The organism is Crossiella cryophila (assembly GCF_014204915.1).
In the GTDB taxonomy this organism is placed as follows: domain Bacteria; phylum Actinomycetota; class Actinomycetes; order Mycobacteriales; family Pseudonocardiaceae; genus Crossiella; species Crossiella cryophila.
This window is the reverse complement of the sequence record NZ_JACHMH010000001.1, coordinates 5,722,266-5,746,011: the sequence shown is the minus strand read 5'-3', so window position 1 is coordinate 5,746,011 and position 23,746 is coordinate 5,722,266. Positions and strand designations below refer to the sequence as shown.

Annotated in this window: 24 protein-coding genes; 13 read left to right on the top strand and 11 right to left on the bottom strand. The window is 72.0% G+C overall.

The genetic code is table 11. The features are described from left to right. The first annotated feature begins 3 nt into the window (after positions 1-3). Together HNR67_RS25140 and HNR67_RS25135 are read left to right on the top strand one after the other, a co-directional pair. Positions 4-648, top strand: coding sequence for a LuxR C-terminal-related transcriptional regulator (locus HNR67_RS25140; protein WP_185004683.1), 645 nt, complete (start codon positions 4-6; stop codon positions 646-648). Then, positions 641-1,057 carry a hypothetical protein gene (locus HNR67_RS25135; RefSeq protein WP_185004682.1) on the top strand — a complete coding sequence of 139 codons (417 nt, stop codon included), beginning with the start codon at positions 641-643 and terminating at the stop codon, positions 1,055-1,057. The genes HNR67_RS25140 and HNR67_RS25135 overlap by 8 nt, the downstream gene beginning before the upstream one ends. Positions 1,058-1,312: 255 nt before the next feature. Here the strand turns inward: HNR67_RS25135 and HNR67_RS25130 are convergent, their stop codons facing one another. Next, the gene (locus HNR67_RS25130) at positions 1,313-2,728 is read right to left on the bottom strand and encodes a tetratricopeptide repeat protein (RefSeq protein ID WP_185004681.1); all 1,416 of its coding nucleotides are present in this window, start codon (positions 2,726-2,728) and stop codon (positions 1,313-1,315) included. A 136-nt stretch (positions 2,729-2,864) separates the two neighbouring features. Next, entirely contained in the window at positions 2,865-3,323 is a 459-nt protein-coding gene (locus HNR67_RS25125; protein WP_185004680.1) for an NUDIX domain-containing protein, read from the bottom strand. A 53-nt stretch (positions 3,324-3,376) separates the two neighbouring features. Here HNR67_RS25125 and HNR67_RS25120 point away from each other — a divergent pair, with 53 nt between their 5' ends. From HNR67_RS25120 to HNR67_RS25110, 3 genes are read left to right on the top strand one after another with little or no spacing between them, the layout of a single operon-like run. Further along, complete coding sequence (locus HNR67_RS25120) at positions 3,377-3,820, top strand: hypothetical protein (protein ID WP_185004679.1); 444 nt, start codon at positions 3,377-3,379, stop codon at positions 3,818-3,820. Further along, entirely contained in the window at positions 3,817-4,677 is an 861-nt protein-coding gene (locus tag HNR67_RS25115; RefSeq protein WP_185004678.1) for a tetratricopeptide repeat protein, read from the top strand. Before HNR67_RS25120 ends, HNR67_RS25115 begins: the two co-directional genes overlap by 4 nt. Next, positions 4,674-5,924: an AAA family ATPase gene (locus HNR67_RS25110; RefSeq protein WP_185004677.1), complete on the top strand. Its 1,251-nt coding sequence runs from the start codon at positions 4,674-4,676 to the stop codon at positions 5,922-5,924. The genes HNR67_RS25115 and HNR67_RS25110 overlap by 4 nt, the downstream gene beginning before the upstream one ends. On the opposite strand, the gene HNR67_RS25105 is transcribed toward HNR67_RS25110, so the two are convergent. Together HNR67_RS25105 and HNR67_RS25100 are read right to left on the bottom strand one after the other, a co-directional pair. Further along, a complete protein-coding gene (locus HNR67_RS25105) occupies positions 5,914-6,336 on the bottom strand; it encodes a DUF6314 family protein (RefSeq protein WP_185004676.1) in 423 nt (140 codons plus the stop codon). The two genes, HNR67_RS25110 and HNR67_RS25105, sit on opposite strands and share 11 nt — an antisense overlap. Next, positions 6,333-7,769, bottom strand: coding sequence for a flavin-containing monooxygenase (locus tag HNR67_RS25100; protein ID WP_185004675.1), 1,437 nt, complete (start codon positions 7,767-7,769; stop codon positions 6,333-6,335). Before HNR67_RS25100 ends, HNR67_RS25105 begins: the two co-directional genes overlap by 4 nt. 133 nt (positions 7,770-7,902) lie before the next feature. Between HNR67_RS25100 and HNR67_RS25095 the strand changes: the two genes are divergently transcribed. The 4 genes from HNR67_RS25095 to HNR67_RS25080 are packed head-to-tail and all read left to right on the top strand — an operon-like array spanning position 7,903 to position 11,471. After that, positions 7,903-8,817 carry an ABC transporter ATP-binding protein gene (locus tag HNR67_RS25095; RefSeq protein ID WP_185004674.1) on the top strand — a complete coding sequence of 305 codons (915 nt, stop codon included), beginning with the start codon at positions 7,903-7,905 and terminating at the stop codon, positions 8,815-8,817. After that, entirely contained in the window at positions 8,814-9,590 is a 777-nt protein-coding gene (locus HNR67_RS25090; protein WP_221490043.1) for an ABC transporter permease, read from the top strand. The genes HNR67_RS25095 and HNR67_RS25090 overlap by 4 nt, the downstream gene beginning before the upstream one ends. Beyond that, positions 9,581-10,831, top strand: a complete 1,251-nt coding sequence (locus tag HNR67_RS25085; protein ID WP_312987994.1) for a sensor histidine kinase — start codon at positions 9,581-9,583, stop codon at positions 10,829-10,831. The genes HNR67_RS25090 and HNR67_RS25085 overlap by 10 nt, the downstream gene beginning before the upstream one ends. Then, positions 10,824-11,471 carry a response regulator gene (locus HNR67_RS25080; protein ID WP_185004673.1) on the top strand — a complete coding sequence of 216 codons (648 nt, stop codon included), beginning with the start codon at positions 10,824-10,826 and terminating at the stop codon, positions 11,469-11,471. Before HNR67_RS25085 ends, HNR67_RS25080 begins: the two co-directional genes overlap by 8 nt. An 11-nt stretch (positions 11,472-11,482) precedes the next feature. Here the strand turns inward: HNR67_RS25080 and HNR67_RS25075 are convergent, their stop codons facing one another. Continuing rightward, on the bottom strand, positions 11,483-11,833 hold the full coding sequence (locus HNR67_RS25075; RefSeq protein ID WP_185004672.1) for a hypothetical protein: 351 nt from the start codon (positions 11,831-11,833) through the stop codon (positions 11,483-11,485). A gap of 116 nt (positions 11,834-11,949) precedes the next feature. On the opposite strand from HNR67_RS25075, the gene HNR67_RS25070 reads away from it, so the two are divergent. Next, positions 11,950-12,126, top strand: coding sequence for a hypothetical protein (locus tag HNR67_RS25070; RefSeq protein ID WP_185004671.1), 177 nt, complete (start codon positions 11,950-11,952; stop codon positions 12,124-12,126). A gap of 177 nt (positions 12,127-12,303) precedes the next feature. On the opposite strand, the gene HNR67_RS25065 is transcribed toward HNR67_RS25070, so the two are convergent. Together HNR67_RS25065 and HNR67_RS25060 are read right to left on the bottom strand one after the other, a co-directional pair. Next, a complete protein-coding gene (locus HNR67_RS25065; RefSeq protein WP_185004670.1) occupies positions 12,304-12,750 on the bottom strand; it encodes a MarR family winged helix-turn-helix transcriptional regulator in 447 nt (148 codons plus the stop codon). Between the two features lie 194 nt (positions 12,751-12,944). Further along, entirely contained in the window at positions 12,945-13,793 is an 849-nt protein-coding gene (locus HNR67_RS25060; RefSeq protein ID WP_185004669.1) for a GNAT family N-acetyltransferase, read from the bottom strand. A gap of 188 nt (positions 13,794-13,981) precedes the next feature. Here HNR67_RS25060 and HNR67_RS25055 point away from each other — a divergent pair, with 188 nt between their 5' ends. After that, positions 13,982-15,433: an MFS transporter gene (locus HNR67_RS25055; protein ID WP_312987989.1), complete on the top strand. Its 1,452-nt coding sequence runs from the start codon at positions 13,982-13,984 to the stop codon at positions 15,431-15,433. Here HNR67_RS25055 and HNR67_RS25050 read toward each other — a convergent pair. The 4 genes from HNR67_RS25050 to HNR67_RS25035 are packed head-to-tail and all read right to left on the bottom strand — an operon-like array spanning position 15,417 to position 17,976. Then, the gene (locus HNR67_RS25050) at positions 15,417-15,965 is read right to left on the bottom strand and encodes a hypothetical protein (protein WP_185004668.1); all 549 of its coding nucleotides are present in this window, start codon (positions 15,963-15,965) and stop codon (positions 15,417-15,419) included. The genes HNR67_RS25055 and HNR67_RS25050 overlap by 17 nt on opposite strands. Before the next feature lie 9 nt (positions 15,966-15,974). Further along, on the bottom strand, positions 15,975-17,111 hold the full coding sequence (locus tag HNR67_RS25045) for a hypothetical protein (RefSeq protein ID WP_185004667.1): 1,137 nt from the start codon (positions 17,109-17,111) through the stop codon (positions 15,975-15,977). Continuing rightward, positions 17,108-17,458, bottom strand: a complete 351-nt coding sequence (locus tag HNR67_RS25040) for a WXG100 family type VII secretion target (RefSeq protein ID WP_185004666.1) — start codon at positions 17,456-17,458, stop codon at positions 17,108-17,110. Before HNR67_RS25040 ends, HNR67_RS25045 begins: the two co-directional genes overlap by 4 nt. Positions 17,459-17,469: 11 nt before the next feature. Further along, complete coding sequence (locus HNR67_RS25035; RefSeq protein WP_185004665.1) at positions 17,470-17,976, bottom strand: YbaB/EbfC family nucleoid-associated protein; 507 nt, start codon at positions 17,974-17,976, stop codon at positions 17,470-17,472. 304 nt (positions 17,977-18,280) lie between these two features. On the opposite strand from HNR67_RS25035, the gene HNR67_RS25030 reads away from it, so the two are divergent. Together HNR67_RS25030 and HNR67_RS45805 are read left to right on the top strand one after the other, a co-directional pair. Further along, positions 18,281-21,040 carry an ATP-binding protein gene (locus HNR67_RS25030; RefSeq protein WP_185004664.1) on the top strand — a complete coding sequence of 920 codons (2,760 nt, stop codon included), beginning with the start codon at positions 18,281-18,283 and terminating at the stop codon, positions 21,038-21,040. Further along, positions 21,037-23,688 carry an AAA family ATPase gene (locus tag HNR67_RS45805; RefSeq protein ID WP_185004663.1) on the top strand — a complete coding sequence of 884 codons (2,652 nt, stop codon included), beginning with the start codon at positions 21,037-21,039 and terminating at the stop codon, positions 23,686-23,688. The genes HNR67_RS25030 and HNR67_RS45805 overlap by 4 nt, the downstream gene beginning before the upstream one ends. Positions 23,689-23,746: the final 58 nt, after the last annotated feature.

The window sequence follows — 23,746 nt, the reverse complement described above, 5'->3', positions numbered from 1 at the left end:
CCCGTGCGCGTCGTCATCGCTGAAGACCTCGTCCTGCTCCGCGACGGCCTGATCAGGCTGCTCCAGGCGCACGACTTCGAGGTGGTCGCTGCCGTGGACAACGGCCGTGACCTGCTGGAAGCCCTCGTCAAGCACCGACCGGACGTGGCGGTGTGCGATGTCCGACTGCCACCCACGTTCACCGACGAGGGCCTGCGGGCCGCGATCGAGGCCCGGCGCCGATTGCCGGGCCTCCCCGTCCTGATCCTGTCCCAGTACGTCGAGCAGCTCTACGCCCGTGAGCTGCTGTCGGACTCCGCAGGCGGCGTCGGCTACCTGCTCAAGGACCGGGTGGCCGACGTCGGGCAGTTCGTGGACGCGGTCCGCCGGGTCGCCGCGGGCGGCACCGCGATGGACCCCGACGTCATCGCCCAGCTGCTGGCCAGGCACTCCAGGGACAAACCCGTCACCGCCCTGACCCCACGCGAACGCGAGGTGCTCAGCCTGATGGCCGAGGGCCGCTCCAACGCCGCCATCGCGGCCAGGCTGTTCATCACCGAGAAGGCCGTGTCCAAGCACACCAACAACATCTTCAGCAAACTCGGTCTGTTGCAAGCCGAGGACGACAACCGCCGGGTGCTCGCCGTGCTGGCCTACCTCAATGGCTGAGCCGGGGCGGCACATCCCGCTGTACGCGCGACTGGTCCTGGCGGTGCTGCTGGGCGGGTTCGCGGCGGCGCCGCTGGTGACCACGGTGCTGGTCGGGGCGTACGCGGATCAGGCCGTGTTGTGGATGAGCGTGCTGGGCGCGCTGGCGCTGGTGGTGTTGTGGTTGCTGTGCTGGGCGCTGGCGGCGGCCACGCCGACGGTGACGGCCCGGACGGCCACGGCCGGTGGGCGGCGGGGGTGGGCGGTGGTGATCGCTCCGGTCGCGGTGGTGGTGTCGGTGGGGTTGTGGGTGGGGCTGGATCTGCTGGGGTTGGTGAGCGGACTCCAGCCGATCCCGCTCGGGCTGGTCGGGGCGGTCGGGTTGGGGGGCACGGTGCTGGTGGACTGGGCGCTGGACCGGCGGCGCTGAGCGCGGCTCAGTCGGGCTCCCGGTCGGCCATGGAATCGAAGAGTTCGACGATCTCCACCAGCTCGTCGAGTCCCGGGTACTCGCCGGTCGCCAGGTACTGCCGGAGCACCTGCGAACGGCCGTAAGACCCCGTCCGCCGAATCACCGCCCGCACCGAGCGTGACCAGAGCCCTGGCCAGCCGCGTCACGTTCTCCTCGTGGGAGCGGGGCTGGCCAAGGCGTTCCGTCGGGGGCTGCTGGTCGCGCCGAAGTCACTCACTGGTTGATGAACCAGCCGAAGGCGGCCTGCACCTCTTTGTCCGACTCCGAGACGTAGAACTTCGACGGCGGCCCCAGGTCGGCGATGTGGCTGGTGTACCGGATCTCCCTGGGGCACACCGTGCCGGTGATCTCCACCTTCTGGTCCACCACCAGCTTGCCGGTGCGCAGCTCGTATGCCTTCACCGGGATCGCGATCTTGTGGAAGGTCACGTCCGTGCGGTACTGCGGCGGGGTGCGCTTCTGGTACGGGCAGGTGCGCACCGCCGCGCCGTACTGCTTCTCACCCGCGCAGACCACCAGCACCGCCTCGGCCGCGTCGCCGACCTTCCACTCCCCCGGCAGCCGGCCGGTGAAGGCGTCGTTGCCGAACATCATGGCGCGGTTGGTGCCCTTGGCGTACGGGGCGGCGCCGCTGTAGGGGGCGGGGCGGGTGCAGTAGGCGGGGTTGGAGCCGCGGAGCAGGTTGCGCACGTTGGCCAGTTCGATCTCCAGGGTGGCCTTGCGGGCGCCGTCCTTGGCCTTGTCGGTGAGTTCGTGGCCGGGGTACTGGTCGAGCAGTTGCTGGAACAGGGCGCGGGCCCGCTCCCAGTCCTTGGCGTTCATGAACCCGTCGGCGCAGCCGGTGAGCGCGGCGGGGGCGGTGCGGCCGACGACCTCGGTGGAGCGGTCCAGCACGTTGCCCGCGGGTTTGCGCTCGCGCAGCCAGTCGGTGATCGCCACGGTCTGGCAGGGTTCCTTGGCCGGCAGGCCGCCGAGGAAGCCGTTGACGAGTTCGCGCACCATGTTCTCGTGGCCGGGCAGGTCGGTCAGCACCGAGGTGAGACCGTCGTAGCCCTGCTTCAGCTCCTTGACGTCGCCACGCAGCGCGGTGGTCAGCCTGCCGGTGGCGAGCTTGATCCGTTGGCAGGCGTCCACGGTGAGTTCGCCGCGCACGGTCGAGGGCGCGTCGGCCAGGTGGTGGCCGAGCCAGACCCGGTCCAGCGCGGACATCGCCTGGGTGCAGTCACCGCGTTGCTTGGCCTCGGCCACGGTCTGCTCGATGCCGGCGGCGTCGTAGCGCAGCAGGCCCACCGCCAGCAGCACGACCACGGTGGCACTCAGCCCGATCAGCCGCTGCCTGCCGTTGACCACCCGCTCCGCGCGCCGGGCCAGCAGGAAGCCGTGCGCGATCATCGTCAGCCACCAGGCGAGCACCACGAACTCGAACCAGCCGCTGCGGGACACCGCGCCCAGCAGGACAAGGAGCAGGATGGTGACCAGCGCGGTGAGCACGAACAACAGCCGGCGGCGCAGCATCAGGTAGCCGAGGCCGAGCAGCGAGGCGTTGCCCAGGGCCACCGCCAGCGGGTCGTGCCGCCGGGGCACCACCGGTGCGGGTTCCGGCACCGGCAGTGTCTGGTAGTAGTCCATGACGCCCCCTTGGTCGCGGCACAGGTTCAGGCCGTGACTCATTGTGGGCAGCAGGGTGGGGAGGGCTCCCGGAGATGTTCAATTCGTGACAGGAAGCGGCCAGTTGGCGCAGGGCCCGCTCGGACAGCCTGACCACTCAGTCCAGGCGTGCGATCAGCCTCTCCAGGAAAATCCGCTGCCCCTTCACCAGCTTCACCGCCGCGGTCTCCAGGTCGAACCAAGCCACCCGGTCCAGTTCCGGAAACTCCGCGAACTTCCCCGAGCGCGGCGGCCACTCCATCTGGAAGGTCCCCAGCACCACCCGATCCAGGTCCACCGAACCCGCCACCGCCCACACCGCGACCACCTTCGCCGACTGCCGCGCCTCCCCCAGCGACACCAGCTCCCCCTCGGGCGCCGGCAACCCCAGCTCCTCCAGGAACTCCCGCCGGGCCGCCTCCTGCGGCGGCTCGTCCTCGGTGTGCTCCCCCTTGGGGATCGACCACGCTGCCTCGTCCTTGTTCACCCAGAACGGGCCGCCCATGTGTCCCAGCAGGACTTCCGGGCCGTTGTCGCCATTGCGGTGGACCAGGATGCCCGCACTTCGCCGCGCCATCGGCTCAGGTTAGTCCGGTCGCGTAGGCTTCCTGCGGAACTGGAGGGGGCACGGTGTCCGACGATCTTCTCCGGCCGACGATCCGCACGTCAGCCGGGACCCAACGGCCTTGGCGGGTGGCCAGCCAGGCCTATGTCGCGTTCTTCGGCGGCGTGCTGGCGGTCACCCTCATCGGCTACCTCAACTCGCGGCGGCTGGGCGTGCCCGCGCGGGACCGGCGCTGGTTGCTGGTGATCGGCGGCGCGGCGCTGGCCGCGGAGCTGGTGCTCGCCTCGGTGCTGGCGGACCTGATCACCTCCAGTCCGCTGCGGATCGTCATCCGGGTGGTGGCGTTGCTGGCCTACTTCGCGATGGCGCGGTTGCAGCACACCCCGGAGCGGGTTTTCCAGTTGCGCGGTGGTGAGCACGCGAAGTTGTGGGGGCCGGGGCTGGCGGCGGTGTTCGGCTGTGGCATCCCGGAGCTGGTGCTGGTGGCGATCGTGGTGGTGGCGTCGTGAGTGCGGAGACCTTCGCGCTGGCTCAGCACTGGCTGACCATCGGCCAGGCCGAGCGGGCCCTGGACACGCTGTCCCAGCTGCACGGTGAGGACGCGGTCGGCTATCCGGCCACGCTGTTCCGGGCCACCGCGCTGTGGATGCTGGACCGCTCCGCCGAGGCCGCCCAGGTCGCCGCGGACGGGATCAGCCGGTTCGGGCCGGATCACTCGCTGCTGCGGGTGCTCGGCAACGCCCAGCACGAGCTGGGTGACTGGCCGCGGGCCGAGGAAGCGCTGCTCACCGCGTTGCACCAGGACCCGGAGGACGCGCAGCTGCTGTGCGATTACGCGCGGCTGTGCCTGTCCGCCGGGCAGGTGGACAAGGCCGAGCAGCTGGTGGGGCGGGCGGCCGGGATCGATCCGCACCTGCAGAGCGTGGGTCAGGTGCGGGCGATGGTCGCACTGGCCAAGGGACAGGACGCGGAGGCGGCGCGGCACAGCGCGAACAGCCTGGCGCACGATCCGGACAGCAGTGCGGCGCGGGCCATGCACGGCAACGCCGCCGCCCAGCTCGGTGATGTGGACGGCGCCTACCGCTCCTTCCGCGCGGCCGCGGCCGCCGAACCCGGCAACGCCGCCTTCGTGGAGGCCGCCAGGGAGGCCCGGCTGGCCGCGCATCCGTTGCTGCGCCCGTTGCGGCCGATGTACAAGATCGGGCCGATGAAGCTGTGGATCGGCTTCGTGATCGTGCTGCTGGTCCTGCGCTCGGCCGGGCTGTGGCCGCTGTCCACCGCGCTGACCGTCTGCTGGGTCGTGTACTGCCTCTACTCGTGGGTGGCGCCGCCGCTGGTGCGCCGCTGGCTGGAGCGAAACCGATGAGCGAGCACCGGATCGAGTCCCTGCGCCGCGCGGTCGCGGCCAGCCCCGAGGACGCCATGCTGCGGCTGATGCTGGCCGAGGAGCTGGCTTCGGCCGGGCAGCATCCGGCGGCGCTGGACGAGTACGACTGGCTGCTGCACCACGACGCCGATCTCACCGAATCCCTGGTGCACATCGGCGAACTGGCCGCCGCCGAAGGGCGGCTGCCGCTGCTGCGGGCCTGCCTGGAGCACGCGCGGCAGGCCGGGATCGTGGAGGGCGTCGGCAAGTTGCAGCGGCTGGTGGACGAGCTGCTCACCGCCCGCGGTGCGATCAAGGTGACCGCCGACGGCCGCGGTGGCGAACGCCCGGCCGGTCCGGCCGCACGGGCCGAGACGCTGACCTTCGACCAGGTCGGCGGCATGACCGAGGTCAAGCAGCTGATCCACCGCATGATCATCCTGCCGCTGTCCCGGCCCGAGCTGTACGCCAAGTACGGCCGGCGCACCGGCGGCGGGGTGCTGCTCTACGGTCCGCCCGGCTGCGGCAAGACCATGATGGCGCGGGCCACCGCCGGGGAGTGCGGGCTGCCGTTCGTGAACATCCGGATCGAGGATGTGATGGACCCCTACCTCGGGGTCTCCGAACAGAACCTGCACACCGCCTTCGAGTCCGCCCGCGCCCAGGCGCCCTGTGTGCTGTTCCTGGACGAGCTGGACGCGCTGGCCTTCTCCCGGCACAAGCACCACGGTTCGGACGCCCGCCGCCTGGTGGACGTGCTGTTGCAGGAGCTGGACGCGATCGGCTCGGACAACGACGGCGTGCTGGTGCTGGCCGCGACCAACGCGCCGTGGGATGTGGACGAGGCCATGCTGCGGCCGGGCCGGTTCGACCGGGTGGTGTTCGTGCCGCCGCCGGATGAGCCTGCCAGGGCGGAGATCTTGCGGGTGCTGCTGGCCGCCGCGCCCACCGACGGGGTGGATCCGGCGCGGCTGGCCGAGCCGACCGCGTTGTTCAGCGGCGCGGACCTGCGTGCGGTGACCGAACGCGCCATCGACGCGGTGATCGACGAGGCGCTGCGCACCGGGTCCGAACCGCCGCTGCGGATGGCCCAGCTGGAACAGGCCGTCGCGCAGATCCGTCCGTCCACTGTGGACTGGCTGGTGCGGGCAAAGGCGTATGTGGAGTTCGCCAACCAGTCCGAGCGCTACTCCGATGTGGCCCAGTACCTGGCGACCAAGGAGGTCCGGCGCAGGCTCAGCCGCTGATGCGCTGGAACACGGTGGCGATGGTGAAGTCCTTGTGCGGTCCGGTCACCTCGTAGGAGATGTGCAGGGTGTCCGGGTCGGCCAGGCGGTAGTGGCCGGTGTAGACGTCCGCGCCGCACAGGTGCACGTCGGTGGCCTCGGCGGCGTCCGGGCGCAGGGTGTGCATGGTCCGGCCGTCCGGGAAGCAGATCCGCAGTGCCTCGCCGTCGAGCCGGTAGCGGTACTCGCGGTAGGCCGGGCCGGTGTAGCCGGTGTCCAGGGTGAGCGTGCCGTCCTCGCGGTAGTGCAGTTCGGTGCCGGTGACCGGCTCGAACCGGGCCTCGCCGGTCGCGCTGCCCTGGCCGGTGATCACCCGGCTGAACCGCCAGCGGCCGGGCAGCGCGGCGAACAGCTGCTGCGCCGTGATCGTCACACCGGCCTCCCCGCTACTCGGACCTGGGCCGATCGTAGCTGCTGGACGGCGATCTCCGGTTTGGCGCCCGGTCCCCTCAGCCGGTAGTGCCCGGCGATCACCGGGCCGTGCCAGAGCTGCTCGTACCACTCCCCCGCCGGATCCAGGGACGGCAGCACGTCGAACTGGGTGGCCAGGCGGTCGGCGAAGGCCACGTAGTCTCCGTGCGGGAACTGCGGTCGCGGGCGGGCCAGCCGGATATCCAGTTCGGCCTGGATTCCCGCCCGCATCACCTCGTCGGCGGGTGGTGGCAGCTGGACGGAGAGGACGGCGACCGCCCAGCGGGCCTGGAGTTCGATGACGGCGAAGAACGGGCCGCGGTAGACGCCGACGAAGGCCAGTCCGGGCAGGGCTGGGTGGAAGGTGCAACCGTGCAGCAGCAACGGTTGCAGCCAGTCGTCGGCGAAGTCGATCTCGGCGAGCAGGGGTTCGGGCAGGGGTAGTTCGGGGCGGTAGCCGGTGCACCAGATCACCGCGTCACAGTCCACTGTGGACCCGTCGGCCAGGCGTAAACCGTTGTCCGTCAAGGCGACCACGTGACCGACCGCGATCCGCAGGGTGCCCGCGTTGAGTTGGGCGGGCAGTCGGTCGGAGGCGACCAGGTGCGGGGGCAGGGTGCTGGACGGGTCCAGGGTGAGCCGGGGGTCGAAGCGGCCGGGGTTGCCGCCGAGGGCGTCATAGCGGGTGTTCGCGGCGCGGTTGGCCTCGGGTGATGGGAGGCGGTCGCGTTCGTGCTGGCGGGCGCGGGTCATGCCGAGCAGGTCGCGGGGCACGCCGTTGGTGTAGCGGGGCAGCAGCCAGAACGGGCGTCCGGTCACCGCGGTGGTCTCGACCCCGGCCTCGGCCAGTTCGGCGGCGATCTCGGTGCCGCTGAAGGACATCCCGACCACGGCCACCCGCTTGCCCAGGTAGCCGCCGGGTCCGCGGTAGCCGCTGCTGTGCACCGACTCTCCGCCGAACGCGCCGGGCAGTTCGGGGGTCCAGGGCCGGGAGAACACCCCGGAGGCCAGCACCGCGGTGTCGAAGACCTCGCGGTGCTCCCGGCCCGTCTCGGTCCAGGTCACCGACCAGCCGCGGCCGGCGGGCGCGACCTCGGTGACCGTGCAGCCGTAGCGTGGGGCGAGGTCGTGCGCGTAGCCGGACAGGTAGCCGTACACCTCGTCGCGGAGCGGGAAATCCCTGGTGCCGGCGGGCCAGACCCGGTCGGAGAAGGAGCAGAGCGGGTGCGAGAGGTTGGTGGTCATGCCCGGCCAGGCCGCGCCGGTGCCCGGTCGCCACACCCCGCCGAGCTGCGGTGCCCGCTCGAACAGCACCGGCCGCAGTCCGGCTTCCAGTGCCGCCCGCGCGGTGGCCAGTCCGGCCGGTCCGGCCCCGATGATCGCCAGGCTCCGCATGCCCCGACTCTACGACGCAGACCCGGCCGGATGGCGCATCAACCGATCAGTTGATCCCGGCTCCACCAGCCGCCGCCGCACTCCACCAGACTGAGCGATCCTGTGACGGGCTGGCACAGGACAGGCTCAGGGCATGCCAGTCATCGAGGTCGATTCCCTGCACAAGCGCTATCGCGAGCACATCGCCGTGGCCGAGGTGTCCTTCACCGTGGAACGCGGTGAGGTCTTCGGCATCCTGGGCCGCAACGGCGCGGGCAAGACCACCACGGTGGAATGCGTGGAGGGCCTGCGCCGCCCGGACGGCGGCCGGATCTCCGTGCTGGGCCTGGATCCACGCCGGGACGCCGCCACCCTGCGCGCCAAGGTCGGGGTGCAGCTACAGGAATGCCGGTTGCCGGACCGGATCACCGTGCGCGAGGCACTCCAGCTCTACGCCACCTTCTACCCCGATCCGCTGCCCTGGCGGCAGTTGCTGGCCGACCTGGGGCTGTCGCGGCAGGCGAACACCCGGTTCGAGAAGCTCTCCGGCGGTCAGCAGCAACGGTTGTCCATCGCGCTGGCACTGATCGGCAACCCGGAGATCGCCATCCTGGACGAGCTGACAACCGGCCTGGACCCGCAGGCGCGCAAGGACACCTGGGCGCTGATCGAGGACATCCGGGACCGCGGCGTCACCATCCTGCTGGTCACCCACTTCATGGCCGAGGCGGAACGGCTGTGCGACCGGATCGCGGTGCTGGAGGCCGGCCGGGTGGCCGCGATCGGCTCTCCGGCCGAACTGGTGTCCACAGTGGACAGTGCGCAGACCGTCCGGTTCCGCCCGTCCGCGGCACTGGATTCGCGGCTACTCACCGCGCTGCCCGAGGTCACCGGGATCCGGCGGGACGGGGCCGAGTTCACCGTCACCGGCCACGGAAACCTGTTGCACGCGCTGACTTCCGCACTGGCTGCCCAGCAGGTCATCCCGATCGACCTGCGGCTGGAGCGGGCCACCCTGGACGACGCCTTCCTGGCCCTCACCGGCCGCCGCCTGGACGAGGCGGCATGACCACCACCGCCATCTCCCACTCCCGCAAGGACTTCGCCATGAACCGCGTGCTGACCTTCGCCGCCACCGAGCTGAAACTGTTCTTCCGCGACCCGGCCGGGGTGCTCGTGGTGGCCGCGCTGCCGGTCGGTCTGGTGCTGGTCTTCGGCCTGTCCAGCACCGGCGCACCGCCCACCGGCGGCTCGCGCTCGGTCCCGGCCTTCCTGCCCGCGCTGGGCATCAGCATCGCGCTGGGCATGCTGGCCCTGTTCACCCTGCCCTCGGTGCTGGGCGCCTACCGGGAACGCGGGGTGCTGCGTCGGCTGGCCACCACCCCGGTCAGCCCGGCCGCGTTGCTGGGCGCGCAGTTGCTGGTGCAGGCCGGGATCGCGGTCGCGGCCACCGGCCTGGTCGCCACGGTGGCCGTGCTCGCGCTCGGCCTGCCCGCCCCGGCCAACCCGCTCGGCCTGGCGCTGTCCCTGCTGCTGGGCATCGCCGCGTTGTTCTCCGTCGGTCTGCTGGTGGCCGCGCTGGCCCCCAACGCCAAGGCAGCCGGTGGGCTCGGGCCGCTGTCCTTCTTCCCGCAGATGTTCCTGGCCGGGTTCTGGATGCCCTGGGAGTCGATGCCGGACTGGCTGGCCGCGATCGGCCGCCACTCCCCGCTCGGCGCGACCCTGCAGACCGTGGTCACCAGCTGGATGGGCGGCGCCCCGGCGGTGGGTCAGTTACTGGCACTGGGGGTGTTCGCACTCGTCGCGGGGGTCACGGCGGTTAGGTTGTTCCGGTGGGTCTGAGTCACCGCGAGCTGGACGCCTGGGAACGCCGGACCCTGCGGCGCACCGAGGCGGTACCCTACCTGCTGCTGCTGGTGGCCACCACACTCAGCGCGCTGCGGGCCGACCTCGACGCGCTGCCGGGCACCATCGGCCTGGCCGCGCTCACCGCGGCCTGGATCGCCTGGTGGATCACCCTGCACCCGGGGTGGATCGAGCGCCCCGGCCTGATGTTCGCCTACTTCGGCGGGCTGCTGGTGCTGATGGCGTTGCTGGGGTCGCGCGGCGAGTGGTACGGCGGGCTGTTCGCCTTCACCGGCTATGTGCACGCCTGGCACCGGCTGCCCGGCCGGTGGAAGTACGCCGGGGTGACCGCGGTCGCGTTCCTGGCCATGGCCTCGCTGAGCCGCGGCCTGCCGGACACCCTGTCGGCCTGGCTGGTCTTCCTGCTGCTCATGGTCGCCATCGTGGTGATGGTGAGCCTGTTCAGCACCTTCGGCGATGTGATCAACGCCCGCAGCGTGCAGCGGCTGCACATGGTGGACGAGCTGGCCGAGGCGAACCGGCGGCTGGCCCGCAGCATGGCCGACAACGCGGAGTTGCAGGCCCGGCTGCTCGACCAGGCACACGAGGCCGGGGTGCGGGACGAACGGCAGCGGCTGGCCAGGGAGATCCACGACACCCTGGCCCAGGGGCTGACCGGGATCGTCACCCAGCTCCAGGCCGCCGAGCAGGCCGGGGCCGCCACCCAGCCCGCGCCCTGGCGGCGTCACGTCCAGGCCGCCGCCGAACTGGCCAGGGAGAACCTGGTCGAGGCCCGCCGCTCGGTGGCCGCGCTCAACCCGCACCCGCTCACCGAATCCGGCCTGTCCACGGCCCTGGAAGAAGCCACCCGGCGCTGGTCCGCCATCACCGGCCTGCGCGCCGAGTACACCGCCACCGGTCCCGTCCGCCGCCTGCATCCGGAGATCGAGGGCAGTTTGCTGCGCATCGCCCAGGAAGCCCTCACCAACGTCGGCAAACACGCCGCCGCGAGCCGGGTCGGCGTCACACTGTCCTATATGGAGGATGTGGTGAGCCTGGACGTGCGCGATGACGGCCGCGGTTTTGCCGAGTCCACAGTGGACGGCACCGGGTTCGGGCTGCACGGCATGCGGCAGCGGGCGCGGCGGCTGGCGGGCAGTCTGGTCATCGAGTCCGAACCGGGTGCGGGCACCGCGGTCTGTGCCACCGTGCCCGCGGTGGAGGTGCGGGATGCCTGAGCCGATCACGCTGCTGATCGTGGACGACCACCCGGTGGTCCGGGACGGGCTGCGCGGCATGTTCGCCGGGGAGCCGGGGTTCACCGTGCTCGGCGAGGCCGCCGACGGCGCGGAGGCGGTCACCCTGGCCGAGGCGCTGGCCCCGCAGGTGGTGCTGATGGACCTGCGGATGCCGAAACTCGGTGGCGTGGACGCGATCCGGGCCCTGCGTGCCCGCGGGATCGGCGCGCACGTGCTGGTGCTGACCACCTACGACGCCGATCACGACGTGCTGCCCGCGATCGAGGCGGGCGCCACCGGCTACCTGCTCAAGGACACCCCGCGCCCGGAGCTGTTCCGCGCGGTGCGGGCCGCCGCCAGGGGCGAGTCGGTGCTCTCCCCCGCGGTCGCCACCGTGGTGCTGGGCCGCCTGCGCACGCCCAAAACCGAGGACGAACCACTCAGCCCACGCGAACTGGAGATCCTGGAGCTGGTCGCGGCGGGGGTGAACAACCGGGAGGCGGCGCAGCGGCTGTTCCTGAGCGAGGCCACGGTGAAAACCCACCTGCAGCACGTCTACGCCAAGCTCGGCGTGCGCGACCGGGCCGCGGCGGTGGCCGAGGGCTTCCGGCGCGGACTGCTCACCCCAGGCGGACGCTGAGTCCGGACCTGTCAGTCCAGGGTGACGAGCACGCTGGCGCGGTTGCCGCCGACCTGCCGGGACACCGCGTGCCCGGTCCGCGCGGCCCCGTCCAGTTCCAGGGTCAGCGGGCCGCCTTCGCCGAGGAAGTTGCGCCACCAGGTCTTGGTCCCGGCCAGCAGCACCGTGATGGTGACGGTCTCGCCCGCACGCCGGTAGCCGACCGGGAGGCTGAACGTTCGGCCGGAGCGTCGCCCGGTGTAGGTGAGGACGGTGAAGTACCTGCTCAGGAAGCTGCCCCAGCGGGCGGAGCCGCGCAACCGCAGGACCAGGCCGTTGAACCCGGTGACGAAGCGGCGGGTGATCGGTCCGTTGAGGTTCATGCCGCCGACGGTAGCCACCCGCGGCCGACCAGCTCGCCGAGGGCGGCCGCGAGGAACTCCTGGCCGGCCGCGCCTACCAGGACCTCATCGAACTCCAGACCGAGGGCCTGCAGGCCATGCGGGACCGTGGCGAGCTGCTGCCCTCGGCCAACCCCGCCGCCCTGGCAGCCCTGATGGTGAGCGCATTACAGGGCGGCGCGGTAGCGCATCGAGCCACCGGCTCCCGGCAACACCTGGTCAACGCGGTCCAGACCGCACTGACCCACCTGCGAGCCTTCGCCGCGCAACGCTAACCACCCCACCACCGTGTTGGCCGTTCTCGTACGGTGTGTTGGCCGAACTGGACGGTGTGTTGGCCGTTGTGGACGGTGTGTTGGCCGGAGGGTGTACCAGTTCGGCCAACACCGGGTACGAGAACGGCCAACACGCGGGTGGGGTGTGGGCTGGGCTTTGGGGTGCGGGGGTGGGGGTCAGCTGGACTGGTCGATGGCCTTGGCCAGGTCGGTCAGTGCCTTGACGATGGGTGCGCGGCGGGAGGGCGGCAGGGTTTCCAGGGCCGCGCGCTGGAGTTCGCGCATCCGGTCCACCGCGCCGGACAGGGCGGCGGTGCCCTCGGGGGTGAGGGCGACCAGGACGGTGCGGTCGTCCTGGGTGGAGCGGTCGCGGCGGACCATGCCGTGGGTTTCCAGCTGCTTGAGCGCGCGGGTGGCGGTGGGCTGGGAGACCTTGGCCAGTGTGGCCACCTTGCCCACCGGCAGCGGGCCGTGTTCGGCCAGCGGGGTCAGCAGGGCGAGCTGGGACTCGGAGAGCTGATCGGCGCCCGAGCTGGCGGCCAGGCTGCTGCGGTTGCGGCGCATCAGGGCGTAGACCCGGTTGCAGGCTTGGGCGAACTCGTCCACCTCGAGGTCGGAGACCATGCGGCCACCCTACCCGAGATCCATACCTTGCGAATATATAGCATGCTATGTAACCTGGCGGGCGAACACGGGTGCCGCCGGCCGCCGGGGCAGTCGGCGTACTTGGGTGGCGAATTTGTTTTTCGTCACCCGACAAAAGCGAACCGCCGGTGCGAGAATTCTCGCACCGGCGGTTGTTCCGCGTTTTTCCCGTATTAGCCGCGGGGTGCGCTGTAAGTGGTCCAGGTGTCCACCGTGCGGAATCCCAGGGTGCGGGCCAGTGCCTCATTGGTGGGTTCGGTGCCGATCAGCGCGGCCTTGACTCCGGTGGCGAAGGAGTCCTTGAGCAGGCGTTCGGCGGCCAGCTGCGCGTAGCCCTGACCGGCCACCTCCGGCAGCGCGAACAGGTAGTACGGCGCGACCATGCCGCCGCCGCGCAGACCCAGCGCGGTGGCCACCGGCCTGCCGTCCCGCTCCACCACGTACGCGCTCGCGCCGGGCAGGTCGAACAGCTCGGGGCGGAACAGGTCGCGCACGCTGTCCCGGTCCACGCCGGTGGCCTTGACCGCGATGTCCAGGAAGGTCCCGGCGGAGCGGCCGTCGACCTTGCGCACCACCGCGCCGGGGATGGCGATACCGGGCAGCGGCGTGCCTGCCTTGAGCACGGCCAGGTCCCGCGTACTCTGCTCGGTCAGGCCATAACCGCTGGCCAGAGCCTTGGTCTGCGGCGTGCCGGTGCCGCGGACCCGCAGCACCCACGGCAGCTGGTAGCCGGGCATCCTGGCGGTGAGCCGGGCCAGCTCGCCCAGGTCGGGGTCGCGGGCGATACCGAAGACGCCGTTCATCCGGGCCTGCGGCTGGAAGCTGACCAGCAGCGCGCTGTCCTTGCCCGGCTGGTCCACCGACCGGGGCAGCGCGCTGATCAACTGTTGGGTCACCCGCAGCCAGCTCTGGTTGGCCGCGTCGGCCAGGTCGGCCGGACCGGCGGGCGCGGCGAGGGCGGTCTGGCCGAGCAGCACCAGACCGGCCGCCACCGACACCCCGGTCTTCAGCACAGTGCGCATGTTCATTTCCTTCTCCCTGCTTCGGTGTTCGTGGCCGATCGCGAAACTACGGTATTCCGACGGCATTCCACGACCACTGCCCACACCGTGCATTCCCTCTGACACTTTTGGCCATTACCCGGCCCGGATGGACAGAAATCCGACAGGTTCGGCGCGCCGGTCCGGGGATTTCGCGCGAGGATGTCCCGGTGACCCGATCCGAACCCGAACCGAGCGCCGAACCGGACCCGCGGCGCTGGCGAGCCCTGGCCGTCACGCTGACCGCCGGGTTCATGGTGCTGCTGGACGTGAGCATCGTGAACGTGGCGCTGCCCTCGATCCAGCGCGACCTCGGCGCCACCGCGGGCGGCGTGCAGTGGGTGGTCTCCGGCTACGCGCTCACCTTCGGCCTGGTGCTGGTCTTCGGCGGCAGGCTGGGTGACGCGCTGGGCCGCCGCCGGATGTTCCTGATCGCGCTCACCGGCTTCGTGCTCACCAGCGCGCTGGCCGGGGCCGCGAGCACCCCGGAGCTGCTGATCGTGGCCAGGCTGTTGCAGGGCATGGCCGCCGGTCTGCTCACCCCGCAGAACACCGGGCTGATCCAGGAGTTGTTCCGCGGTCCGGAACGCGGGCGGGCCTTCGGGTTGTTCGGCGCGGTGGTCGGCATCTCCACCGCGGTCGGCCCGGTGCTGGGCGGGGTGATCCTGGCCGTGTTCGGCGATCCCGAGGGCTGGCGCTGGGTGTTCCTGGTCAACATCCCGATCGGCGCGCTGGCCCTGGTGCTGGCCGCCCGGCTGCTGCCGAAGTCCACGGCCCGGTTGCGCGGGGTGGCCCGCGAACTGGACTTCCTCGGCGCGCTGCTGCTGGGACTGGCCGTGGTGGGCGTGCTGTTCCCGATCCTGGAGATCGAACAGGGCAACCTGGGTCAGGTGTGGTGGCTGCTCCCACTCGCCGTCGTGCTGGGCGTGGCCTTCGTGTGGTGGGAACGCCGCCTGGTCCGGCTGGGTCGGCCGCCGCTGCTGGACCCGCGGTTGTTCAGCACGGTGCCGGGCTTCGCCAGCGGGGCCACCCTGGGCACGGTGTACTTCTGCGCGTTCACCGGCATCTGGCTCGTCTTCGCGGTCTTTTTCCAGCAGGGCCTGGGTTTCACGCCACTGGAGTCCGGGCTGGCGGTGACGCCGTTCGCGGTCGGCTCGGCGGTCTCGGCGATCATCGCCGGGCGGCTGATCGAGCGCTGGGGCCGCCGCCTCACCGTCACCGGGCTGAGCCTGGTCACCCTCAGCCTGCTGGCCATCGCCGGGCTCGCGCTGCTCGTCCCGGCCGCCGCACTGGGCTGGGCCATGCTGGTGCCGCTACTGGTGGGCGGGATCGGCAGCGGCATGATCATCTCGCCGAACACCACGCTCACCCTGGAACGGGTGCCCACCGCGATGGCCGGGGTGGCCGGGGGCGCGTTGCAGACCGGACAGCGGCTGGGCACCGCGGTCGGCACCGCGGTGCTGGCCACCGTCTTCCACACCGCGATCAGCGCCACCGGCGAGGACTATCCGTTGTCGCTGACCGTTTCCATGGTCTGCGCGGCCCTGCTGACCATGATCGCGCTGGCGCTGGGCGTTGCCGAACTGCGCGACCGCGCGCTGCGGGTCAGGACGACTGCTTGAGCACGCCCAGTTCCTCGTGGGTCAGGTCGAAGCGGAACTCCGACTTGTCCGGCCAGACCAGTGTCTGCTTGCGCGGCCACATCCTCGGCGCGTGCGGGGCGGTCTCGTGCCACACCAGCTTCGCCGGTTCGTTGGTCGCGGGATCGTCGGAGTAGCCGGTGTCCACCACGCCGATGTGCGAGGGCGAGTAGACCAGCCAGGGGTTCTCCGCCGCCTTGGCCGCGTCGACCAGGCCGAGGGCCTGGGCGTGCTCCGGTCCGCGCACCGCGCCCTTGCCACCGAAGATGCTGGCCGCGCCGCCGCCCATGACCGAGAGCACCACGCTGACCACCGTGCCGACCGGGATCCGGATCAGGTTCCAGAAGAACCGGCGGATCAGGCGCTTGCCCTTGATCGTGCCGTCCTTGCGCCTGCCGGGCACGAAGAAGTCGGGGCCGACATCGCCCAGGTGCAGCACGACAACGGGTTCGCGCCACTGGCCTTCGACCAGGGCGCGGACCCGCGGCCGGAACTCGGGATTCGGGACAGCCATGGCGCGACGCTACATGTCCAGGTTGCCGCGGGTTTCCTCAACGGTGTGATCGCCGCCGATGCCGCTCTTGTTGAAGATCGGGCCGTCTTCCTTGCGTTCCTCGTTGCCTTCCTTGTACACGCCCTTGCCCGCGCCGGCCCCGGCCTTGATGCCCACGCCGGTGGCCAGCGGGCCGACCCCGGTGTGCGTGCCGAAGCCGGTGGTGATCACCCGGCGGCTGGGCTGGAACACGGTGCGGTCGGCCACCTTGCCGATCAGCGGGATGGCCCGGTCGCCCTTCTCCACCACCTTGCCCACCCGCAGCTTGCCGGTGAACTCGATGACCTTGGTGGCGTACTTGGCCAGGAACTCCATGAACATGTTGAGCAGCTTGCCGAACTTGCCGAGGTAGCCCATGACCTTCTTGAACACCGCGGCGGCCTTGGCGATGGAGGCGGTCATGGCCGCGGCCACCGAGCTGCCGAAGGAGATGATCGAGGTGGCCAGCGCGGGCAGCCAGATGGTGATCAGCCAGGAGATCAGCTCGGAGATGATCGCCTTGATCACCTCCTCGATGACCACCATCACCATGGACCACATCTGCAGCACCTCGGCCACCGAGCCCGCGCAGGAGCCGACGCCGCGGATGCCGGTGGAGAAGTCGGCGAGGGCCTTGCGTGCCTCGTCGCCCGCCTCGTCCACCCAGTCCTTGAGCGAGTTGTCGCCGGTCTTCTCGAAGTCCTCGGCCAGTGCGACGAAACCCTGGGCCATGGTGACGAAGTTGTCCGAGGCGTGCCCGATGGCCGGGCCGTCGCCGGAGACCTGGTGCAGTGCGTCCTGCAGCGGCTGCACGAGTTCGAGCAGGATGTTGAGCCCGTTGCTGACCAGCCAGCCGATCGGGTCCATCATGAAGGTGGTGACGTCCGCGGCGGCCCCGCCGACGAAGGCCGCGCCGTCCCCGGCCAGCTTCCCGGCGGAGGAGGCCAGGTCGCCCGCGTCCTGGGCCTGGCCCATTTCCTGGGCGTGCGCGGCGATGGACTTGCCCGCCTTGTAGGCGTCGCCGATGATCGGCGTCTTGGTGGCCGCCCGATCGGCGTTGGCGGCGAAGCTCTCGTCGTACTGGGAGACGTTGAGGCCGTCCGCGATGCTCTGCCGTGGCTCGGTCATGGCTTCTTCTTCCCCCCGCGCGGGCCGTCGATCCTGGCCTCGTGCTTGCCGAACTTGATCACCGCGTCGTCCTCGGCGCCCTTGTAGATCGCGGCGGTGTCCAGGAGCTTGCCGGAGAGGTCCGCGACGCCCTCCTTCATCGCCGCCAGCAGCTCGCGCAGCTCGCCGAGCCGGTCGGTGTAGGCGCCCTTGGCGAAGGCGCCCATGACACCCCATGCCTCGTTGGTCACATCGGCCTGGTCGACCAGGCGGCCGAACTTGTCCGCCTCGGAGCTGTAGTACTCCAGCTGCTTGGCGTAGTTCGTCAGCGCGGGAACGTTGACTTTCACCTTGCCGGGGCCTGTCATCGGTGCCGTCCTCAGTGCCGGGGTTCTTCGTCGCCGTAAACGCTGTACTCGCCGAAGTACTCGTCGTCGTCCCGTTTGACCGGGCGGGCCTTCGGCTGGGCCTGCGCCTTGCCGTGGTGTGACGTGAGTTCCTCGACCGCGGTTCCCAGGTTCTGCTCCTGGGCCTGGCGGACCTGTTCGGTGGCGCTGAGGCCGAAGGCCGCGCCGACGGTCTCGTCCACGATGCCTGCCTGGCGGCGCACGGCCTCGGCGACCGCGGCGTTGAGGGTGGACATGATGGTGGCGGCCAGCGCGGGGGCGGGCTGGCGCACCGCGTCCGGGCTGAGCTGGATGCCGGTCACCGTGCCACCGGCGGCCGCGGTCACCGTCACGGTGCGGTCCCGGGAGGTCACCGAGGCTTCGAGCTGGCCGAGGCGTTCCTGCATCTCCCCGACGCCGGCGAACTTCACCTCGGCCTGCTTGATCTTGGCCTGGAACTTCTCGAACTCGGCGGCAAGCCGCTCCAAGTCGGCGGACACTTCTCGCTCCTCGCTCCGGGGCAACGGTGGGCCAACAGCATGACGGGCGGACCCGCTCCGCGGAGGGGAAACGCCCGGGTCCGCCAGGATCGCACACGGCGTGCCGGGCCGCCCCGCTGGCCGGGCGGAACGGTCAACGGTTATCGGGTCGCCGATTACCCTTTGTTTACCTATTTCGACAACAGCGGCGAGAATGGCGATCAGACAATTCGATCCCTTCGTCGGGTGAGCGTGACATTCCTGGGATAAACCGGGGTTAACCTGACTGGAGAAATCCGATGCCGCCAGATCGGGAGGGATGCTCGTGGGCGCACGCACCACCCCTGAGCTGCTGGACCGCGAGGACGAGCTGGCCAGGCTGACCGAGGAGGCCGCCCTGTCCGCGGCCGGGTCGGCCCGGGTGGTACTGGTGGAAGGCCCGGCCGGAATAGGCAAAACCAGTTTGGTTCAACATTTCACCAACGGCGCCGTCGCGGATACCGCCACCGTGCTGCGGGCCTGGTGCGGGGAATGGGAACGGGCCCCGGCATTCGGCATGGTCCGGCAGCTTTTCCGGCCACTGCTGGCCGGGGTGGCCCGGGACGACCTGCTCTCCGGACCGGCCGGGCCCGCCGCACTGGTGCTGACCGAGGACGCCGCCGCCGAGCCGCCCGCGGACGCCCCGTTCGCGGTGCTGCACGGGCTGTACTGGTTGTGCGCCAACGCCGCCCGCCGCGGACCGCTGGTACTGGTGGTGGACGACGCGCACCTGGCGGACGCGCCCTCACTGCGCTGGCTGCGCTATGCCGGGCGGCGGCTGCGCGGCTACCCGGTGCTGTTCCTGCTCACCAGGCGGACCAGCGACCGGGACGCGCCACCGGACCCACTGGCCTGGCTGGCCACTGATCCGCGCTGCGGGCTGATCCGGCCCGGCCTGCTCAGCGAGGCCGGCCTTGGCCGGTTGCTGACCAACGCGCTGGCCGAGCCGCCGACGCCGGAGCTGGTGCGGGCCTGTCACCAGGCCACCGGCGGCAACCCGCTGCTGGCCCGCTCACTGGCCATGGACCCGGCCGGTCCGCGCGAGCTGTCCCGGTTCACCAGCCTGCGTTTCGCCGACACCGTGCGCGGCTGGCTGGCCGGGTTCACCGAGGCGGGCCGGGCCTTCGCCGGAGCCCTCGCCGTGCTGGGCGAGTGCGCGGATCCCGGCCTGCTCGCCCGGCTGACCGGGCTGGACCTGGCCGACTGCCGCCGGGCCGGGGACCACCTGTGGCAGCTGGGATTGCTGCGGCCGGGACTGCCACTGCGCTGGAGTCATCCGCTGCTGCGCGAGGTGGTCTACGAGCAGCTCGGCCCGCGGCAACGGGATGACTGGCATCGCCGCGCCGCCACCCTGCTGCACGATGACGGCGCGCCGCTGGAGCAGGTGTGCGCGCACCTGCGGCAGGCCGCGCCGGCCGCGGATCCGTGGACGGTGAGCCTGCTCTGCGGCGCGGCCACCCAGGCGATCGGCCGGGGCGCGCCGGATGTGGCCGCGGACTACCTGGCCCGCGCGCTGGCCGAACCACCCCCGGCCGCCGAGCGGGTGGAGGTGGTGGTGCGGCACGGCCTGGCCGCGGCCTTCGTCAGTCCGGCCGACAGCATCGAGCACCTACTCGGGGTGCTGCCGGAGATCGCCGATCCGCCCACCCGGCTGCGGGTCGCGGTGGCGCTCTCGGAAACGCTGACCGGGCAGGGCCGGGAGCCGGAGGCGATCGAGGTGCTCGGCCGGGCCGCGGACGAGCTGGCCGGGTCCGAACCGGATGTGGCCCGGATCCTGCGTGGGCGCTGGCTGATGATGAGCGTGGACCACTCGGCCGCGCACCGGGCCGAGGTCCTGGCCACCGACGGCGCCGCCCTCCCCTGCGCCACCCCTGGCGAGCGGGTCGGACTGGTCGCGCTGGCGCACGGGAAAGCGCTGTACAACGCCCCGGCCAGGGAAACCGCGGCGCTGGCCGCGCGGGCGTTGCGGGCCACCCCGGTGGCCGAGCTGGCCAACCCGCTGCACACCTCCAGCGTCGCCGCGCTGACCTGGGCCGACGAACTGGACCTCGCCGCGCACTACTCGGATCAGGCCATTGCCGGGGCCCGGCGCACCCACTCCATCCCCGGCCTGGGCCTGCACCTGGCCCTGCGTGCCCAGGTGTCGTTGTTCGCCGGGAAACTGGCCGAGGCCGAGCTGTTCGCGGGACAGGCCGATGAGCTGGTGCCGGAGGAGCTGGCCGGGTTCATGCGGTTCATCCAGCTCGGCGTGCACGGTTCGGTGCTGCTGGACCAGGGCCGGGCGGCCGAGGCCGAGGAGTTGTTGCACAGCCTCGCGGTGCCGGTGACCAGGACGGTGATCGGGGCCGAGTTCCACCAGGCGGTGCTGGCCCGGATCCGGATCGAACGCGGCGAGGTGCGGGCCGGGCTGACCGAGTTGCTGGCGGTGGGCGAGGTGATGCGGACGGCAGGGCACGACAACCCGGTCGCGGTGCCCTGGCGGGCCTGGGCGGTGCGCGCCCTGCTCACCCTGAACGAGCAGGCCGAGGCGGTGCGGCTGGCCGAGGAGTCCCTGGAACTGGCCCGGCAGTGGGGAACCGCGCGGGCCATCGGCACCGCACTGGGCCTGCTGGGACTGGCCACCGGCGACCTGGCGCTGCTCGCCGAGGCCACCGGCCAGCTCGCCGGGGCTCCGGTGGAGCTGACCAGGGCACTCCTGGACACCGGCGCGCTGCTGGCCGAGCGCGGGGACCTGCCCGCCGCCCGGACCGCGCTGCGCCGGGCCCTGGAGACCGCGGACCGGTGCGGGGCCGGTGGCCTGGCCGCGGCCGCGCGGGACCGGCTGGCCGCCGCGGGCGGACGGTTCCCGACCCGCCCGGCGGCCGGGCTGCCCGCGCTGTCCCAGAGCGAGCGGCGCGTGGTGGAGCTGGCGGCCGGCGGCTACACGAACCGGCGGATCGCCGCCGAACTGCACCTCACCCTGCGCACCGTGGAAACCCACCTGAGCACCAGCTATCGCAAGCTGGGCATCCGCTCCCGGGCCGAACTTCCTGGCCAGGCCGGATGAACTGCGAACTGCTGGAGCGGGAGGCCGAACTGGCCCGGCTCGACGCGGAACTGGCCAGGGTGTGCGCCGGACAGTCGCGCACCGTGCTGGTGACCGGCCCGGCCGGGATCGGCAAGACCAGCCTGGTGCGGGCCTTCACCGCACGGCTGCCCGCCGGGGTGCCGGTGCTGCGCGCGCACTGCGACGAGCTGGAGCGGGAGTTCGGCTACGGGGTGGCCAGGCAACTCCTCGAACCGGTGCTCGCCGAGGCCGAGCTGTGCCGTGGCCCGGCCCGGTCGGCGCTGACCGGCGGCGGGCGGGATCCGTTCGCGGTGGCGCACGGGCTGTGCGCGTGCACCCGCGCGGTGCTGGGGCGGGCGCGGGCGGCGGTGCTGGTGGTCGACGACGCCCAGTTCGCCGACGAGGCATCGCTGCGCTGGCTGGCGCACCTTCGCGGCCGTCACCCACGCCTGCGGCTGCTGCAACTGCTGCTGCGGCCGGGTGGGCCGGAATCCGGCTGTGCGCACCTGCCGCTGGGTCCGCTGAGCGAGTCCGCGATCGCCACCCTGACCGGCACCGAACCGGCCACCTGCCACCGGCTCACCGGCGGCAACCCGTTGCTGGCCGGGTTGTTGCGCCGGGCACTGGCCCGGGATCCGGCCCGGCGGCTGAGCGGGTTCGGCGGCCAGGTCTTCGGGCGCTCGCTGCTGGACTGGCTCGCCCGCTTCCGGCCGGAGGTCTGGCGGTTCGCCGAGGCCCTCGCGGTGCTCGGCGAGACCACCGATCCCGGCCTGCCCGCCGCACTGTCCACAATGGACATCAAGCAGGCCGGTCGGTGCGCGGCGGAACTGCGGGCCACCGGGCTGCTGGCCGACGACACGCTGAGCTGGTCGCACCCGTTGCTGCGCGAGGCCGTCTACGCCGGGGTGTGCGGGCCGCGACGGCAGGAGTTGCACGGCGCGGCCGCCCGGCTGCTCACCGCGGTGGGCGCGCCGGTGGCGCAGGTCGCCGCACACCTGCTCCGGCTGCCGCCCGCGGGTCAGGACTGGCCGGTGTGGATCCTGCGGGCCGCCGCCGACGAGGCCACCCAGCGCGGCGCACCGGAGGCCGCCGCGCACTACCTGCGGCGCGCGCTGGCCGAACCACCCTCGGCCGCGGATCGTATGGAACTGTTGGTGGCACTGGGTTTCGCGGAGTCGGTGGCCCAGCCCGCGGCCGGTGCCCGGCACCTCGCGGAAGCCCTGGAGCAGCTCACCGACCCGGCCCGGCAGCGTGCGGTGGCCGAGGTGCTCGGCGATGACCTGGTGCGCGAATCCCGCCTGGACGAGGCGGTCCGGGTGCTGGCCCACACCGCGGACCGGCTGCGCCCGCACGACCGGGAGGCCGCGCTGGCCCTGGACGCCCGGCGGCTGACCTGGGGCGTGCTGGACGAGAGCACCGCCGCCGAGGCCGGGGCCGAGGCGAACCGGTTGCGGCACAACACCCTCGGCGACAGCGAGGGTGAGCGCACCCTGCTCGGCGCACTGGCCTTCGCCACCGCCCTCTTCGGCGGCCCAGCCACCCCGGCGGCCACCCTGGCCCGGCTCGCCCTGGCCGCGAGCGCGCGTCCGCTGGCCGGGGTGGCCGCGGCCGCGCCGGTGTGGGTGCTGCTGTGGTCGGGTCAGAACGCCTTGGCCCGCAAGCACATCGACGCCGCCATCAGCCGCGCCGAGCAGTCGGGTTCGGTGTTCGACCAGGCCATCATGCTGTCCCTGCGCGCAGCCCATTCCGCCGCCGACGGTGAACTGCGCGAGACCATCCGCACCGCGCGGGCCACCTTCGACCTGCTGCCCGCCGAGGTCTCCGGGTTCCCGCACCTGGTGCCGCTGGGCCTGCTCGCCGAGGCCCTGGTGGACCGGGACCGCCCGGCGCAGGCACTGCGGCTGCTGGACACCGTGGTCAGCACCCCGGCCCTGGAGTCCTCCTACCTGTGGAACTCCTTCCTGCTCGCCCGCGGCCGCGCCCGGCTGGCCGGTGGTGATCTCGACGGCGGCCTGGCCGACCTGTTGAGCTGCGGCGAACGTCAGTCCCGGCTGGGTCACCGCAACCCGGCCGCCCCAGACTGGCGGTCCTGGGCCGCCCGCGCCCACCTGCGCCGCGAGCAACCGCACCTAGCCCGCGAACTCGCCGAACACGCCTACGAACTGGCCGTGGAATGGGGTTCCGGCCAGGCCCTCGGCATCGCGCACCGCACCCTCGGCCTGGTCACCGGCGGCAGCCGCGGCCTGGACCTGCTCCAGGACTCCGCGGCCCTGCTCCGCCCGACCACCGCCCGCCTCGACCTGGCCCGCACCCTCCTGGACCTGGGCAAGGCCCGCCAGGCCGCCGGACAGTGCCGCCTGGCCCGCGAGGCCCTCGCCGAGGCGCGGGCGGTGGCCTTCGCCTGCGGCGCCTGCGGACTGGCCGCCTCGGCCCGGCGGCGACTCGGGACCTCGGCCACACCCCGTCCGGCCACCGGACCCGGCGCACTCACCGACCGCGAGTCCCGGGTGGCCGCGCTGGCCGCCAACGGCTACACGAACCGGGACATCGCCGCACGACTGGGCCTGACCGAACGGACCGTGGAGGGCCATCTCAGCGCCACCTACCGCAAGCTCGGCATCACCGGACGAGCCGGTTTACGGGCCTGAGCCGCCTTATTCTCGTGGTGGTTCCACGGTGCCTTCGCGGGTGTCCCGGCGAGATCAT